Consider the following 16,048-nt stretch of genomic DNA (forward strand, 5'->3'; position numbering starts at 1 on the left):
CCGAAAAAATTTTATTTTATTTATTGTAGGTAAAATAACCTACTCTGCTAATTAATTTTACTATTATTACATTTAATTAGCAATTACATGACTAAAAAATTAAAAATAAGTTCATATCTTATAAAATTGTTATCTATTTATCTATATTTATTTTTTCTACATAATCTACTGCATCTTTTATAGTTTTTAATCCTTCAACGTCCTCTATTTGTATATTATATTTCTCTTCAAGTTCAATAACTATTTGAAATAAATCCAAAGAATCAGCACCTAATGATTCAAATGTTGTTTCTAATTTTACTTCAGCCTCTTCAACTCTCAGTTGTTCACATATAACCCCCTTGATTTCTTCAAATAACATAATCTTATCCCCCAATAACCCTTTATTTTTTTATTTATAAATATAAATTGGATATTCTAAAAACGAAACTTAAATCATTAATTTTGATCGAGTAAGTTTGAATACCCAAATGTTTTTTTAAGATGTTAACTCCGTTTGTCATTAACTAAGTTTGAAATATCACTTACCACTCTATTACTGAAGCTGCATAAGTTAACCCGCCACCAAATGCTACTAAAATAAGTTTATCTCCTTTATTTAATAAGCCTTTTTCATACATTTCATTTAAAGCTATAGGCACTGTTGCTGATGATGTATTTGCAACTTTATCTAGATTTAAATAAAATTTATCTTCATTTAATTTTAATTTTTCAGCTGCTAATTTTATAATTCTATAATTTGCTTGATGAGGAACTATATATTTAATCTCATCTAATGAAATATTAGTATCTTTTAGCACTTCAGTAACAGCCTCTGCTATTGCTGGTACTGCGAATCTAAGTATTTCTCTACCATTCATTTTTATATATTTATCTTGTAATATTTTTTCTTTAGAAAAAGGAGTATCAATGTCTGCACCACCTATAGTCAGTGCATTTCCTTTCTTTCCATCTGCTCTTAAATATGATTTAATAATACCTTTTGTTTTACTTTGCTTAAGTACAGCTGCTCCAGCACCATCACCAAACAAAATGCAGGTTGATCTATCTGTCCAATCTGTTACCTTTGAAAGAACTTCTGCACCAATTATTAATGCATTTTTATACTTCATAGACTGCATCAATCCATTTGCTATTTCTAAAGCATATACAAATCCTGAGCATGCAACACTTATATCAAAACAAGCCGCATTATCTGCATTTAAATTACTTTGAACTATACATGCAACTGATGGTATAAACATATCAGGGCTAATAGTTGCAACTATTATAAGATCTAAATCTTCTGGATTAACTCCTGCTCTTTCAAGAGCAATTTTAGCTGCTTTTGTAGCTATATCAGATGTATTTTCACCTTCTGAAATTCTTCTTTCACTAACGCCTGTCCTTTGAACTATCCATTCATCATTAGTTTCAACGAACTCACTTATTTTATCATTTGTAACTACTAATGGTGGTAAATATGCACCAATTGCAGAAATCTCAACATTACTCATAGTATTCTCCTTTATTATTGTAATTTATATTTTTCTTTAAAAAAGTCGTTAATTTTATTTAAAGAGGAAATCAAAATTTCTTCCTCATCTAAACTGAATCCTTCTATTGCATTATTTATCATTTCTCCATGAAACTTTTGATGAAGTCTAAAAGCTAATTTGCCTCTTTTAGTTAGCTTAACCAAGACAACCCTTCTATCTTCTTCTATTCTTTTTCTTTCTACATAGCCTTTATTTATTAATTTATTAATAGCAGTTGTTAATGTACTTACAGTAATCTTTAAGATTTGAGCTACCTCTGACATTGTTCTTTCACTGTACATTCCAATAGCTTCTATTGTATGTACTTCCGTTATTGAAATATCTGAAAGTACACCATTTTTCAAACTTTGTTCTTCAATTTGTAAGACATCATTAAATAACTGTACCAAAAGTTCATTAATCATTAATGTTGTTTTATCCATTTATCCGCACTCTCCAGTTTGGCCTTTAAAAAAATATTTTTCCAAATATGAAACTTATATTTTATATTTAACAAAATTGTACACTTGCGCCATAGAAAATGTATGCTTGATTGACAAAAAATCTATAAGTAAATTTACAATTTTAATCTTATACAAAATAGACCACATACTATAGTTACTTATCTTTTGAATATGCCTTATTTTTTCAAACAATAATAATAAGATGACTATTTCATCTATAAAATACTTACAATTAAAAAGTTTTAATATCAAATAGTTTGATAATCAAAATATACTATACTGAAAATACATTGTCAAATATTTTTCAAAATTTTCCAGTTGCTAGTACACTTTTATTTTCAAATTCTATATGCTATAATTAGTTAAGATTATTTATAGAATTAATCCCTAAATATAGGAGGTATACATATTATGACTAAAAAATTAATTTTAGCTACAGTTTTGATGTTAAGTATTACGATGGTTTCTTGTACTACAACACCTAATAATAATACTAGCTCTACTACTACTACTGTAGAAGAAAATAAAGACAGCGATAGCTCTTCTAAAACAGCAAATGATAAGCCTAAAGAAGAAGCAAAGGTAAATAAGATAAAACTTTCTATCTATACTATAGATGATAATTCTTTAGAGCCAAATGAATCTAGTACCATTGAAGTAAATGAAAATTTAAGTTTAGAAGATAAATTGAAAGAATTATCAAAAACAGTGTCTGAAAAGAAATTTGATAAATTAACTATTGATGTTAAATCTATAGATACAGTGGATGGAAAAAAAGTTGCTACTATAAATTTAGCTGATTCTGGCGCCAATAAATGGACCCAAAAATTTCAAGGTTCAACTGGTGGTGCAGTAACATCAAATACTTTAATTGAAAATTTCCTTCAAACTAATAACAAATCTAAAGGTGAATGGATTGATGGTGTAAAATTCTTATATAACAATAAAGCAATAGAGTATGAACATGTATCAGATTTATCTACCATTCAATATAGAAATTAAAATAATATAAATTTAAAGAAACTAAGCTTTAAACAAATAAAGTTTAGTTTCTTTTTTATCAATTACAAAATTTATATTCTTCTTCTATTCTCCTATATAATTAAACTTTTTATATTCTTCAAATTCCCTTATTGGATTTAATTCTTTATCTTTTTTCATATAATCCAAAAATAAGTCATCCAATTGTATGCTTTTTTCTACATCTTTCAACGCCTTTAAGTTTTCTTTTATATTCACATAAAAACATGCTCTATTATAATATAAAAATCCTTCTTCTTCGTTTTCCATTATTCCTTTACTAATTACTTCAATGGCCTTTTCAAAGTTTTCTTCTTCCCTATATATAACAGCTAAATTTAAAAAGCTATATGGGTATTTAGGATTTTCAACTATTGATTGTTTATAGTATTCTTTACTTTCCTCTACGTTGTTTAGTTTATTTAATATAACACCTTTATTAAAAAGTATCTTATAATGTTTAGGCGAAACTTCTAGGGCCTTATCTATACAATTCAATGCTTCTTCATTTCTATTTAATTCCTCTAAAATACAAGCTAAATTAGCATATCCCCATAAGTCTTTAGGATTTATTTCAATTACTATTTTATAATTATAAATTGCTTTATCCGTTTCTCCCTGTTCATCATATAAATTAGCTAAGAAAAAATATGCTTTATCATAATTAGGATTTTTTTCTATTGCCTTTTTATAATATGTCTTAGCTTTTTCTAAATCAGCACTTTTATCATATAATATAGCTAATCCATAGTAAGCCATCGCCTCATCTTCATCTAGCTTTAAAACTTCACGATATTTTTCCTCAGCTTCACTAAAGAGTCCAATTTCATCATATATTAATGCCATATCCATTAATAGTTCTATATCATTTTTACCTGTATCAAGTGAATATGCCTTCTTATAAAATTTAAGAGCTTTTAATAAATTATTTTCCGTTCTTAAGTTTCTTGCCATATTTAAATAATTGATATATAAATAATTTTTATTTTCCATAATACTACTAGGCACATCCCTTTATATAAATTTAATAATTTATTTCAAACCTATTTTATATGAAAATAAATCTATTCTATTATATCACCGTAAATACAATGGCAAAAGAGTATATTTTTAAAGTATTATTCTTTAGGAACATTCAAATAAATAACAAGTCATCATGCTAGTATATTTTGAGTCATATTTCGTCGGCATGTTAGTCTAATAGCCTGCTATGAGGCAAACATACCTCCTTGTCTAACTCAATCATCATAAACTTGTTATTTTCTTTCACGTGCCTTATAAAAACTATTATTGATGGTTAATCATAAAAGGACTAGCATTTACTTAGTTTAATCAAAAACAATGAAAATGCTAGTCCTTTCTATTTATATTATTATTTGCTTTTTTTACTTTGTAAATACATCCATAATCATTTCAGTTTTGTAATGTCCATAATACCAGCTATTTGCATACAATGAATCTCCAACCTTAGTTTCAACTCCATCCTTTGTTTTCCACAAACTAAATGAATCTCCATCACCTCTTACAAATAATATTTCATTATTTGATAAATATGTTGGCATGAAGTCAAAATATTTTCCATTGGTGATTTGTGTTATTTTTTGAGTTTCTGCATTTACTTCATAAATATTATGAGGTTCACTTTTCCATTCTTTTAGTGGATATGATTTTTCGTTTGCGTATAATTGTAATCCCGCTGAATATAAAATATTTTTCCCATCCTTAGAATAGCTAGGTGTCATTGAAACTTGATTTTCAGGAAGTAAATTAGTAAATGTATTATTCTCTGTATTTAAAATTCCTAAAGTCTTATTTGAAAACATATCTCTGTAAATCCCTGAATTCAATGCAACAAGATTGCTATTTACAGGATTTTGTGAAATATTATCTTTATATGCTAATGCATAAGCACTATCATTATTAAATTCTATAAACTTATTGTTTGAAATATCATATACTGTATATTCTGTAATATCTGCTGACATTGAACCTGCCTTAGGTTTGTTCCATATATAAATATATTTATCATCATTTGATATTTTTGAAACATTAGGAGTTGATCCAAGTGATTCAAACATTTGAGCATTTGTCTCTTTTCCCTCAAAATCCTCATCAGTTCCTGTTTTTCCTTCTAAAATAAGTTTTTCTGTTTTATTATCTAAGTCATAGCTAATTATACCAAGAGCTTTTGAATTTAAATTTTTCCCTTCAGTATATTCAAATTCCTTATTAGCATATATCTTAGTTTTACTATCACACTTAATATTATAATATTTATATTCATTATTAATAATATCTGTTGATTTCTTTGTACTTGTGTTATACATTGACATTCCTGTATTTTTTGTAGAATAAATCAACTCATTTTTAGCATCCCAGTCATATGACTCTGTATCTTTTGCAACTTCCACTTTTTCATTTGTCTTAATATTGCAAACATATAAAACATCTCTTTTAGTATATGCAACATATAAACCATCTCTAGATATTATAGGTAACTTAATTTCTGCTACTCCTTCATCAAGCTTAACTGGTTTATTTTCTTTAAGGTCAGACATATATAAGCCATCATTTGATACAAATACAGCAAATTCATCTGGCTTTATAGTAGAGTTAGATGTAATAGTATTGGTTGCAAATACACCTGTAGATGCCAACACTATAGTCGCCATAAGCGATATACCAAACATTAATTTTCTTGATTTTTTAAAATATACTATGCTTTTCAATTTTGTTTCAAACTCCCTTCTATTTTTACAAGCTTATATTCTTATTACTAACGAACTGTTTTGCGAATACTCTATTAATTCTAAAATTGTTTCTCCATAATATTTTCTCTTTGATTTGTTTAAATTTTTTACTAACTGTTCATCTAATGATAATTCGCAGGTTACATTAATCTTATTTCTAATAATATACTCAATAGGATTAAACCAATTTACTGCGTTTACTTTATACTTATTTTTTTTGATAAGCTGTTCTCAATAGTTGACTTCCCATAATTAATTGATTTAAAGTATTATTATTGTTGTTTAAATTATTAGTATAATGAAAATCACATGTATTATTAATTGAATTTTTCTCTTTTAATAATGTTATTAGTTTGTTCGATGATATTTTTGATGAATATGACGATTCTTCTTTTTCATCCCAACCTGGAATACCATAAAGCTTACCAGTATATGTTGTATTTCCATCATTATCAATTGTTAATGAAATCTCCCCTCCACCTACTCTTGCCTCTTTAATCATCCATGACAAGGTTCCATTCTCAGAAAGGTAATCATCAAATATAGCATCCATCTTTTTATATTAGGATCCTTAGCCATATTTTCATAAACCTTAGGTGACACAGTTAATTTAACTTTGGGTGAACCAAAAGTTATCTTTTGAAGTCTATTTTCTATATCTTCTCTTATATTTCTTGCAGCACTACTTTCTTGTGTATAACCTGCCTCACTCAAATAATTTTCAAATGCAACTAAGCTATTGTCTTGATTTACATTATTAGCTTTTTTTTCATTAAGAGCTACATTATTAGCTAATAAATTCATAACTTGATTTAATTCCATAAAACATTCCACACCTTTCACTGTGCATAAAACACAAGCTGTAATTATTCCCTTTATATTGTATATCGTCCATTTATGGGATTGAATTATATATTTTTTAAAAAAATTCTATTTTGTTTATTTCTTTATTCAAACCAATTTATTCACTAATTCCAGTTACAAAACAAGGACTAGTATTTGCTTAGTTTAATCAATTAAACAATGTAAATGCTAGTCCTTTTCTATTTATTTAATTATTTTATTTTGTAAATACATCCATAACCATTTCAGTTTCATAATGTCCATAATACCAACTATGTGTATAAGTTTTACTATCAGAATTAAAACTTAATGAATCTCCAAGTTTAGTTTCAACTCCATCCTTTGTTTTCCACAAGCTAAATGAATCTCCATCGCCTCGTACAAATAATATTTCATTATCGGATAAATATTTAGGCATGAAATCAAAATATTTACCATTAGTGATTTGTGTTATTTTTTGTGTTTCCGCATTTACTTCATAAATATTGTGAGGCTCACTTTGCCATGTTTTCAAATTTCCTGAATTGTGTATATCTTCTAACGTCTTCGCTGATGAATACAAAATATTTTTCCCATCATCAGAATAACTTGGTGTCATTGAAACTTGATTTTCAGGAAGTAAATTTATAAACGCATTTGTTTTTGTATTTAAAATACCCAAAGTTTTATTATTATACATTTCCCTTCCATTTCCTGCATTTAATGCTACAAGATCACTATTTACTGGATTTTGAGAAATATTATTTTTATATCCTAGCGCATACATATTATTATCCTTACTAGATTCTATTAATTTATTATTTAAAATATCATATACTGCATATTCTGTCATATCTGCTGATGCTGAACCAGACTTAGGTCTGTTCCATATATATATATATTTATCATCCTTGGATATTTGTGAAATTGTAGGAGTTGATCCAAGTGATTCAAATATATCAGACTTTGTATATTCTTCTCCAATTTCTTTATTAGTTCCTTCTTTTCCTTCTAAAATAAGTTTTTCTACTTTATTATCTAAGTCATAACTAATTATTCCAAGTGGTTTTGAATATAAGTCCTTTCCTTGAGTATATTCGGAATTCTTGTTAGCATATATCTTATTCTTACTATCACAATTAATATTATAATATGTATATTCATTACTAATAAGACTCGCTGATTCTTTTGTATTAGTGTTATACATTGCCATTCCTGTATTCTTTGTAGAATAAATCAAATCACCTTTGCTATCAAAGTTATATGACACTATATCTTTTGCTACTTCTTCTTTTTCGTTAGTTTTTATATTACATATATATAAATTATCATTTTTTGTATATGCAACAAACAAACCATCTTTAGATATTTCAGGTAATTTAATTTGTGTTCCTTCATCAAGCTTAACTGAGTTATTTTCCTTAATCTGTGACATATATAAACCATCATTTGATACAAATACAGCAAATTCATCTGGTTTAATAATACTGTTCGATGTAATATTATTTGCAGCAAATACACTTGTAGATGTAATAATTATAGTAGCTATAATTGATATACAAGCAATTGCTTTTTTTGATTTTTTAAAATATATAATCTTTTTCAACCTTGTTTCAAGCTCCTTTCTACTTTTACAAACTGATGCACCAAGAACTAATGATTTCTTTTGTGAATACTCTATTAATTCTAAAATTGTTTCTCCATAATATTTTCTCTTTGATTTATCTAAATTTTTAACTAGCTGCTCATCTAATGATAATTCACAAGTTACATTTATACTATTTCTAATAATATAAACAATAGGGTTAAACCAATTTATAACATTTACTATTAATGCTATTGTTTTTACAACTAAGTCTTTACGTTTATAATGAATTAATTCATGTGTAAATATCATTTCAAGTTTATTTTCATTATATTCCATCTTAGGTATTGTAATTACTGGTTTAGATATTCCCGTTATCATTGGACTTTTTATTCTTGAACATTCTTTAATTATTATTGTTTTATTTATTTTTAAGCTTTTTTTGCACACTTCTAAAACACCATGTTCATAACTATCATCTTGTATTTCATCGCTCATGCTCTTTAGCTTTATATAAAAAGATCGATAAACATGTATTTCTTTTGTTAAAAACAATATAGCTCCTACTATCCAAATATATAGTATTATTTGTTTTGCAGACATTGAATAAGATGTCTTTGTCTCCTCAATGCTTGTCTTATTTTTTTCTACAGTTTTTTCTTCATTATTATCTTGTGTTATTTCTTTATTATTATCTTGCTTTACATTGGATATTTTATTATTTTGTGTTATTTTATTTACTGTTTCTATAGGTGTGGGAACTTTATAATCTACTATTTTAGGTAATGTTACAAAACTTCCTATAGGTAAAATGAAAATTAAAAGTGTTATAACCAACATATAATAATGCCAAGTATCACTAAATATTTTTTTTGTAAGTGGTTTAAATATAAACATAATTAAAAATAATATGCTTCCACTAAGTGACATTTTAAAAATGAAATCTAACCATTCCATGTTTATACCTCTTTAATCCAATTCTTCAAATCTGCAATATCTTTTTTACTTATTTTTCTACTATTATAAAGGGTTGCCATAAAACTTTTAACTGAGCCATTAAACATATCATCCAAAAAAACATTGGTTTGAGCTTCTTTATACTCTTCTTCCGTAACTTTAGGAGAATAATGATTTAATTTTCCCACTTTGATTACACTTAAAATTCCTTTTTCAATTAATCTTGTTACAAGTGTCATTACTGTAGTAGTTTTCCATGAGTTTTCTTTGGGTAACTTTTCTAAAATATCTGCTGTAGTAATTTGTTTATTTCCTTTCCATATAATCTTCATTATTTCCATTTCTGCATCTGAAATTTTCGTTAATTTCATATTCATCTTCCCTCCCACTATATTCTACAAGGTGTAGTATATGTACATACTACACCTTGTAGAATATCATGTCAATATATCCCTGGTAAATAATTATAAAAATTTACTTAGATGGAAATAAACCTATATATATCAATATTTTAATTTAAATAGTTTATTTGATTTTTGAAAAATACTTTTTTATTAATTTATATGAAAAAGGCGTTACCGCTTATTGATTTGAAATCATTTTGCAGTAACGCCATAATTTATATATTACTTTATAATACTTTTTCCACCCATATATGGTCTTAAAGCTTCTGGAACATTTACAGTTCCATCTTCATTTAGATTATTTTCTAAAAATGCAATAAGCATTCTTGGAGGTGCAACAACTGTATTATTTAAAGTATGTGGGAAATACTTTCCATCTTTTCCATCTGCACGAATCTTTAATCTACGTGCTTGCGCATCTGAAAGATTTGAACAACTTCCTACTTCAAAATACTTCTTTTGTCTAGGAGACCATGCTTCTACATCTATAGATTTAACCTTTAAATCTGCAAGATCACCAGAACAACATTCTAATGTTCTTACTGGAATATCTAAAGTTCTGAATAAATCAACAGTATCTTTCCATAGCTTGTCAAACCATACTTTACTTTCTTCTGGTTTGCATACAACTATCATCTCTTGTTTTTCAAATTGATGTATTCTATATACTCCTCTTTCTTCAATACCATGAGCACCTTTTTCTTTTCTAAAACAAGGTGAATAACTAGTTAATGTTTGTGGTAATGCTTTTTCATCTAAAATAGTATCTATAAACTTACCAATCATTGAATGTTCACTAGTTCCAATTAAGTATAAGTCTTCACCTTCAATTTTATACATCATTGCATCCATTTCTTCGAAACTCATAACACCCGTAACAACACTGCTTCTTATCATATAAGGTGGTATACAATATGTAAATCCTCTATCAATCATAAAATCTCTAGCATATGAAATTACAGCAGAATGAAGTCTTGCCATATCTCCCATTAAGTAGTAAAAACCATTACCAGCAACTTTTCTTGCACTGTCTAAATCAAGACCATCGAATTTTTCCATTATTTCTGCATGGTAAGGGATTTCATATTCAGGTACAAATGGATCTCCAAAACGTTCAATTTCAACATTTGCGCTGTCATCTTTTCCTATTGGAACTGATGGATCGATAATGTTTGGAATCTTCATCATTATGTCTTTGATTTTCTCTTGTAATTCACCTTCAAGAGTTTCTAATTCGCTAAGGCGCTCAGCACCTTTATTAACTTGATCTTTTAAACTTTCAGCTTCTTCTTTTTTACCTTGACCCATTAAGCCTCCAATTTGCTTAGATATTGACTTTCTATTTTGTCTAAGTGCATCTGCTTCCATTTGCGTTTTTCTACTTTCAACATCAAGCTCTATTACCTCATCAACCAAAGCAAGCTTATGATCTTGAAACTTATTTTTAATGTTTTGCTTTACAACATCTGGATTCTCTCTTACAAATTTTAAATCTAACATATTTGCCTCCTAAATAATTTATTATAATAAAAAAACTTCCCTCCCATAAAATATGGGACGAAAGTATATTCACGCGTTGCCACCCAAATTGTCAATTAATTAATATTACTTGACCTCTTTAGAGTGCTTTAAAGGGCACAAAACTTTCGACTCATCGCCGACAGCTCAAAAAGTGGAAGGATTTATATTCTCACCGATTCACACCACCCATCGGCTCTCTGAAGAAAATTAATAAATCGTAGCTTCTATCATCGCTTATTTTCTCTATATTTATATCTTCTGTCATTATATACTTATTTATTCATATTTACAAGTAAATAAATCATATCTAAAAACAGTAAAACAGTAAAACAGTAAATAAACTTGTTTTTATAAAAATTTATTTACTGTTTTAAATCATCTATCTAAAATATTAATTTTATTTATGAATTCCTATATCGGTTCTGCAATATGCATCTTTGAAAGTTACATATTTGATGTTTTCATATGCATCAATTCTAGCTTCCTCTACAGTTTTTCCAAGACCAACAACTGATAATACTCTACCGCCATTTGTCTTTAAAACTCCATCTTCAGCTTTAGCTCCTGCTAAAAACACCTTGTCTCTTACTTTTTCATCTATGCTTATTTCATATCCCTTAACAAATTCCCCTGGATATCCTCCTGATGATAGAACAACATTTATACAAACTCCATCATTCCACTTAATAGTAGTCTTATCTAATTCTTCTCTGAGTGCTGCTTCAATCACTTCTACTAAATCACTTTCCATTAAATAAAGAACTGATTGTGTTTCAGGATCTCCCATTCTAACATTATATTCTAAAAGATAAGTTCCCTTTTCAGTAATCATAATACCAAAGAAAATAATTCCCTTATAATCAAAGCCTTCTTCGCGTATTCCAGTTAAAGTCCTAGCCATTATATTATCTTCAAAGTCTTTCATTACATTATCTGTAACATAAGGATTTGGAGCTAGAACTCCCATTCCACCTGTATTAGGGCCAATGCCACCATCAAATATTTGTTTGTGGTCTTTTCCTGATATAAATGGAATTATTGTTTTTCCATCTGTTATAGAAAGAATTGAAGCTTCAACACCTTCAAGGAATTCTTCGATTATTATCTTTTGACCTGCACCATTGAAAATATCCTCTACCATATATGATTTTACAGCAATAATTGCTTCTTCTTTATTTGCACATATAGCAACACCTTTTCCAGCAGCTAGTCCATCAGCTTTAACAACTGTTGGATATGGGCAAGTTTCTAAGTATTTAAGTGCTTCATCTACATTCGTAAATTTTTCATATTCTGCAGTTTTAACTCCATACTTTTTCATAAATTCCTTAGAAAAACTTTTACTACCTTCAAGCTGTGCACCATTTTCAGCTGGCCCAAATATCTTTAATCCTTCTTTTTTAAACTCATTAACAATCCCCTTTGTCAAAGGATCTTCTGGTCCAACTATTGTAAGATCAATTATTTCTTTTTGTGCAAATTTAACTAACTCACAAATATCAGTTATATTAACATTTTCACATTTATTTTCAATTGCAGTTCCACCATTACCTGGTGCAACAAATATTTTTTCTACCTTTTCACTTTTTGCAAGTTTCCAAGCTAAAGCATGTTCTCTACCACCTGCACCTATTAAGAGAATTTTCATAAAAATATACCTCCGAATCAAATTTTAATTCTAATTTATTAATATTTAATATACTGTTACCTATTGACAATTATTATTAAATTTAGTTTTTCAGTTATTGTTATTACGTTCTAATGCCCAATTTTCAAATTCCAATTATGAATTCCGTCATTGAAAATTGACCATTGAGCATTAATTTATGAATGATTATATTTAATTATAACATTATAATCTAATGTTTAAAATGTCTAAATCCTGTAAATACCATTGCAATTCCATATTTGTTACAAACATCTATAGATTCTTGATCTCGAACAGATCCACCTGGTTGTATTATTGCTTTTATACCAGACTTTGCTGCTATTTCTGCAACGTCTCCAAATGGGAAGAAAGCATCTGAAGCTAATATTGTAGCTCCTGTTCCTCTCTTTAGAGCATCTTCAGTTGGCCAAATTCTATTAACTTGACCTCCACCAATTCCAAGTGCTATTCCATCATGAGCTACAACTATAGCATTTGATTTAACATATTTAACTACCTTCATACCAAATAATAAATCTTTCATTTCCTCATCAGTTGGTTTCTTTTCAGTTACAACTTTTATTTCTTCAATTAACTTGCTATCTTCTTCTTGAACTAGCATTGCTCCGTCAACTGTAACCATGCATTTATCAGCTTTTGGTGTATTGTTAAACTTAAGAACTCTTAGATTCTTTTTAGTTTTTAATACCTCTAAAGCATCTTCATCATACTCTGGTGCTGCTATAACTTCTAAGAAAATCTTAACCATTTCTTCAGCTGTTCTCTTGTCTACTTTTCTATTAAAGCCAATAATCCCACCAAATATTGAAGTTGGATCTACCTCATAAGCTTTCATATAAGCTTCATAGTTATCAGTACCAACTGCTACTCCACAAGGTGTATTATGTTTTAAAGCACAACATGCTGGCTCATCGAATTCATTAGCACATTTCCAAGCAATATCACAATCTTTAAAATTATTGTAAGATAATTCTTTCCCATTTAATATATCAAAAGTGTTCATAGCCCCATCAAGCATTGTAGAAGAATAAACCGCTGCGCTTTGATGTGAATTTTCTCCGTATCTTAAGCCTTGCATCTTCTTGTATGAAACAGAAAGATATTCTGGGTATTCTTCTTCATCATCTGCTAATAAGAAGTTTGAAATAGCACCATCATAAGCACTCATAAGATTAAATACCTTACCTGCTAATTTCTTCTTAGTCTTTAAAGAAGTTACACCATTTGCTTCAACTTCTTCCATGACAACCTTATAGTCATTCTTATCAGAAATTACTACAACATCTTGGAAGTTCTTGGCTGCAGCTCTAAGCATTGTAGGTCCACCGATATCTATAAATTCAACCTTTTCTTCAAATTCTAAATCTTCTTTAACTTTTTCAAAAAATGGATATAGATTTACTACAACATAATCTATTGTATGAATATCTCTTTCTTTTAATGTATTCATATGTTCTTCATTATCGCGTATAGCAAGAATTCCTGCATGAACTAATGGATGAAGAGTCTTGACTCTTCCATCTAACATTTCAGGAAAATTTGTGACTTCGTTAATTTCAATTACATTTAAACCATTTCCTTTTAAGTATTTATAAGTCCCACCTGTTGATACAATTTCAACATCCTTGGATACTAAAAATTTAGCAAAATCTAAAACTCCATCTTTATCAAATACACTTATTAAAGCTCTCTTATTCACGAAAAGGCCCCCTTATTCTTCTATCTTAACTCTGCCATTAATTACTTTAATTCTTTCTTCACTAAGTAATTTAATTGCTTTAGGTAATATTATATGTTCTTTTTCTAATATTCTCTTTTGAAGAGTCTCTGCATCATCTTCAAAATAAACTGGAACAGCTTCTTGAAGAAGTATTGCTCCTCCATCAACTTCTGAATTTACAAAGTGTACTGTACACCCTGAAAATCTTACCCCACTTTTAATTACAGCTTCATGAACCTTCAATCCGTACATTCCAGGTCCACAAAAAGAAGGAATTAAAGATGGATGAATATTTATAATTTTATTATCAAATTCTTTTAATATTTCTCCATCTAAAATTGCTAAAAATCCTGCAAGAACTATTAAATCAACTTTCCCCTTTGTTAATTCTAATATCTTGTCTGAAGACTCTTCTCCATATTCACGTCTTGTTACAACAAAAGTATCTATATTATGTTTTTGGGCTCTTTCGAGGGCATAAATACCCTCTTTGCTCCCTATAACCATTTCTATTTTGCCATTAATATATTTATTTTCTACTGCATCTACTACAGATTGAAGGTCTGTTCCCCCACCTGAAACTAAGACTGCTATTTTAAACAAATACCTTCACCCCCAGATGTTACATATCCTATTTCATAAGCTTTTTCTCCCATTTCTACTAAAGCTTTAATAATAGGTGCAACATCTGCTTCTTTAACCGCAAGAACAAATCCAATTCCCATATTGAAGGTATTGTACATATGATCTTTATCTACACCTTTTTCAACGATTCTTTCAAATATAGCTGGAAGTGGATATGAATCCTTTTTAATTACAGCTGTAAAATCTCCACCGTTGAACATTCTTGGAACATTTTCAATAAATCCTCCACCAGTAACATGAGCCATTCCTTTAATTTCATAACTTTCTAATAATTTAAGTACTGGCTTCACATAAATCTTAGTTGGAGTAATTAATGTCTTCCATACTTCTTCGCCATTAAATTCTTCATTTAAATCTGGGAATACTTTTCTAATTAATGAATAACCATTAGAATGAACTCCTGAAGAAGCTATCCCAATTAATTTATCTCCATCTTTGATATTGCTACCGTTTATGATTTTATCTTTATCTGCAATACCCACGGCAAATCCGGCCATATCATATTCACCATCTGAATAGAAACCAGGCATTTCAGCTGTTTCTCCTCCAATTAAAGCGCAATCAGATTCTACACAACCATCTGAGACACCCTTAACTAAATCTGAAGCGACTTCAGCTTCAAGTTTTCCACAAGCTATATAATCTAAGAAAAATAAAGGTTTAGCTCCATGACATAAAATATCATTTACGCACATAGCTACGCAGTCAATTCCAACTGTATCATATTTCTTGTTTTTAAATGCAATTTCAAGCTTAGTTCCTACTCCATCAGTTCCTGAAACTAAAACTGGCTTTTCATATCCTGATGGTAATTCAACCATTCCTGCAAAACTACCAAGTCCGTTTAGTACATATTCGCTCATAGTTCTAGCTGCATATTCTTTTATTAATTTAACTGATTTGTATCCTTCTTCTATATTAACTCCGGCTTCTTTGTAAGTAATCATTTATTATTCCTACCTTTCAAGATGGTC

General features: G+C 28.5%; 16 protein-coding genes and 1 other annotated feature. Of the genes, 1 reads left to right on the forward strand and 15 read right to left on the reverse strand.

The window, feature by feature from the left end; genetic code table 11:
- Positions 1-133: 133 nt before the first annotated feature.
- From psyc5s11_RS21675 to psyc5s11_RS21685, 3 genes are all read right to left on the reverse strand, one after another.
- Positions 134-361, reverse strand: a complete 228-nt coding sequence (locus psyc5s11_RS21675; protein WP_224034543.1) for an acyl carrier protein — start codon at positions 359-361, stop codon at positions 134-136.
- Positions 362-524: 163 nt separating this feature from the next.
- A complete protein-coding gene (locus tag psyc5s11_RS21680) occupies positions 525-1,496 on the reverse strand; it encodes a beta-ketoacyl-ACP synthase III (RefSeq protein ID WP_224034544.1) in 972 nt (323 codons plus the stop codon).
- A gap of 14 nt (positions 1,497-1,510) precedes the next feature.
- Complete coding sequence (locus psyc5s11_RS21685; protein WP_224034545.1) at positions 1,511-1,960, reverse strand: MarR family winged helix-turn-helix transcriptional regulator; 450 nt, start codon at positions 1,958-1,960, stop codon at positions 1,511-1,513.
- Between the two features lie 432 nt (positions 1,961-2,392).
- Here psyc5s11_RS21685 and psyc5s11_RS21690 point away from each other — a divergent pair, with 432 nt between their 5' ends.
- On the forward strand, positions 2,393-2,983 hold the full coding sequence (locus psyc5s11_RS21690) for a hypothetical protein (protein WP_224034546.1): 591 nt from the start codon (positions 2,393-2,395) through the stop codon (positions 2,981-2,983).
- Between the two features lie 84 nt (positions 2,984-3,067).
- Here psyc5s11_RS21690 and psyc5s11_RS21695 read toward each other — a convergent pair whose 3' ends face one another.
- From psyc5s11_RS21695 to purM, 12 genes are all read right to left on the reverse strand, one after another.
- A complete protein-coding gene (locus tag psyc5s11_RS21695; RefSeq protein ID WP_224034547.1) occupies positions 3,068-3,994 on the reverse strand; it encodes a tetratricopeptide repeat protein in 927 nt (308 codons plus the stop codon).
- Between the two features lie 392 nt (positions 3,995-4,386).
- Positions 4,387-5,730, reverse strand: coding sequence for a TolB family protein (locus tag psyc5s11_RS21700; RefSeq protein WP_224034548.1), 1,344 nt, complete (start codon positions 5,728-5,730; stop codon positions 4,387-4,389).
- Positions 5,731-5,763: 33 nt separating this feature from the next.
- Positions 5,764-5,973, reverse strand: coding sequence for a M56 family metallopeptidase (locus psyc5s11_RS21705; protein ID WP_224038246.1), 210 nt, complete (start codon positions 5,971-5,973; stop codon positions 5,764-5,766).
- Positions 5,960-6,253, reverse strand: coding sequence for a hypothetical protein (locus tag psyc5s11_RS21710; RefSeq protein WP_224034549.1), 294 nt, complete (start codon positions 6,251-6,253; stop codon positions 5,960-5,962). The genes psyc5s11_RS21705 and psyc5s11_RS21710 overlap by 14 nt, the downstream gene beginning before the upstream one ends.
- Entirely contained in the window at positions 6,250-6,585 is a 336-nt protein-coding gene (locus psyc5s11_RS21715) for a hypothetical protein (protein WP_224034550.1), read from the reverse strand. Before psyc5s11_RS21715 ends, psyc5s11_RS21710 begins: the two co-directional genes overlap by 4 nt.
- A 226-nt stretch (positions 6,586-6,811) precedes the next feature.
- The gene (locus psyc5s11_RS21720; protein WP_224034551.1) at positions 6,812-9,115 is read right to left on the reverse strand and encodes a M56 family metallopeptidase; all 2,304 of its coding nucleotides are present in this window, start codon (positions 9,113-9,115) and stop codon (positions 6,812-6,814) included.
- Between the two features lie 2 nt (positions 9,116-9,117).
- Positions 9,118-9,486: a BlaI/MecI/CopY family transcriptional regulator gene (locus tag psyc5s11_RS21725; RefSeq protein ID WP_224034552.1), complete on the reverse strand. Its 369-nt coding sequence runs from the start codon at positions 9,484-9,486 to the stop codon at positions 9,118-9,120.
- Positions 9,487-9,741: 255 nt separating this feature from the next.
- Positions 9,742-11,019, reverse strand: coding sequence for a serine--tRNA ligase (gene serS / locus psyc5s11_RS21730; RefSeq protein WP_224034553.1), 1,278 nt, complete (start codon positions 11,017-11,019; stop codon positions 9,742-9,744).
- Positions 11,020-11,069: 50 nt separating this feature from the next.
- Positions 11,070-11,280, reverse strand: a binding site (T-box leader).
- Positions 11,281-11,437: 157 nt separating this feature from the next.
- On the reverse strand, positions 11,438-12,688 hold the full coding sequence (gene purD / locus psyc5s11_RS21735; RefSeq protein ID WP_224034554.1) for a phosphoribosylamine--glycine ligase: 1,251 nt from the start codon (positions 12,686-12,688) through the stop codon (positions 11,438-11,440).
- A gap of 211 nt (positions 12,689-12,899) precedes the next feature.
- Positions 12,900-14,408: a bifunctional phosphoribosylaminoimidazolecarboxamide formyltransferase/IMP cyclohydrolase gene (gene purH, locus psyc5s11_RS21740; protein ID WP_224034555.1), complete on the reverse strand. Its 1,509-nt coding sequence runs from the start codon at positions 14,406-14,408 to the stop codon at positions 12,900-12,902.
- 12 nt (positions 14,409-14,420) lie between these two features.
- Positions 14,421-15,032 carry a phosphoribosylglycinamide formyltransferase gene (purN, locus tag psyc5s11_RS21745; RefSeq protein WP_224034556.1) on the reverse strand — a complete coding sequence of 204 codons (612 nt, stop codon included), beginning with the start codon at positions 15,030-15,032 and terminating at the stop codon, positions 14,421-14,423.
- Positions 15,020-16,021, reverse strand: a complete 1,002-nt coding sequence (purM, locus tag psyc5s11_RS21750; RefSeq protein WP_224034557.1) for a phosphoribosylformylglycinamidine cyclo-ligase — start codon at positions 16,019-16,021, stop codon at positions 15,020-15,022. The genes purN and purM overlap by 13 nt, the downstream gene beginning before the upstream one ends.
- Positions 16,022-16,048 lie beyond the last annotated feature (27 nt).

Origin of the sequence: Clostridium gelidum (assembly GCF_019977655.1) — a bacterium.
Classification (GTDB): Bacteria; Bacillota; Clostridia; order Clostridiales; family Clostridiaceae; genus Clostridium; species Clostridium gelidum.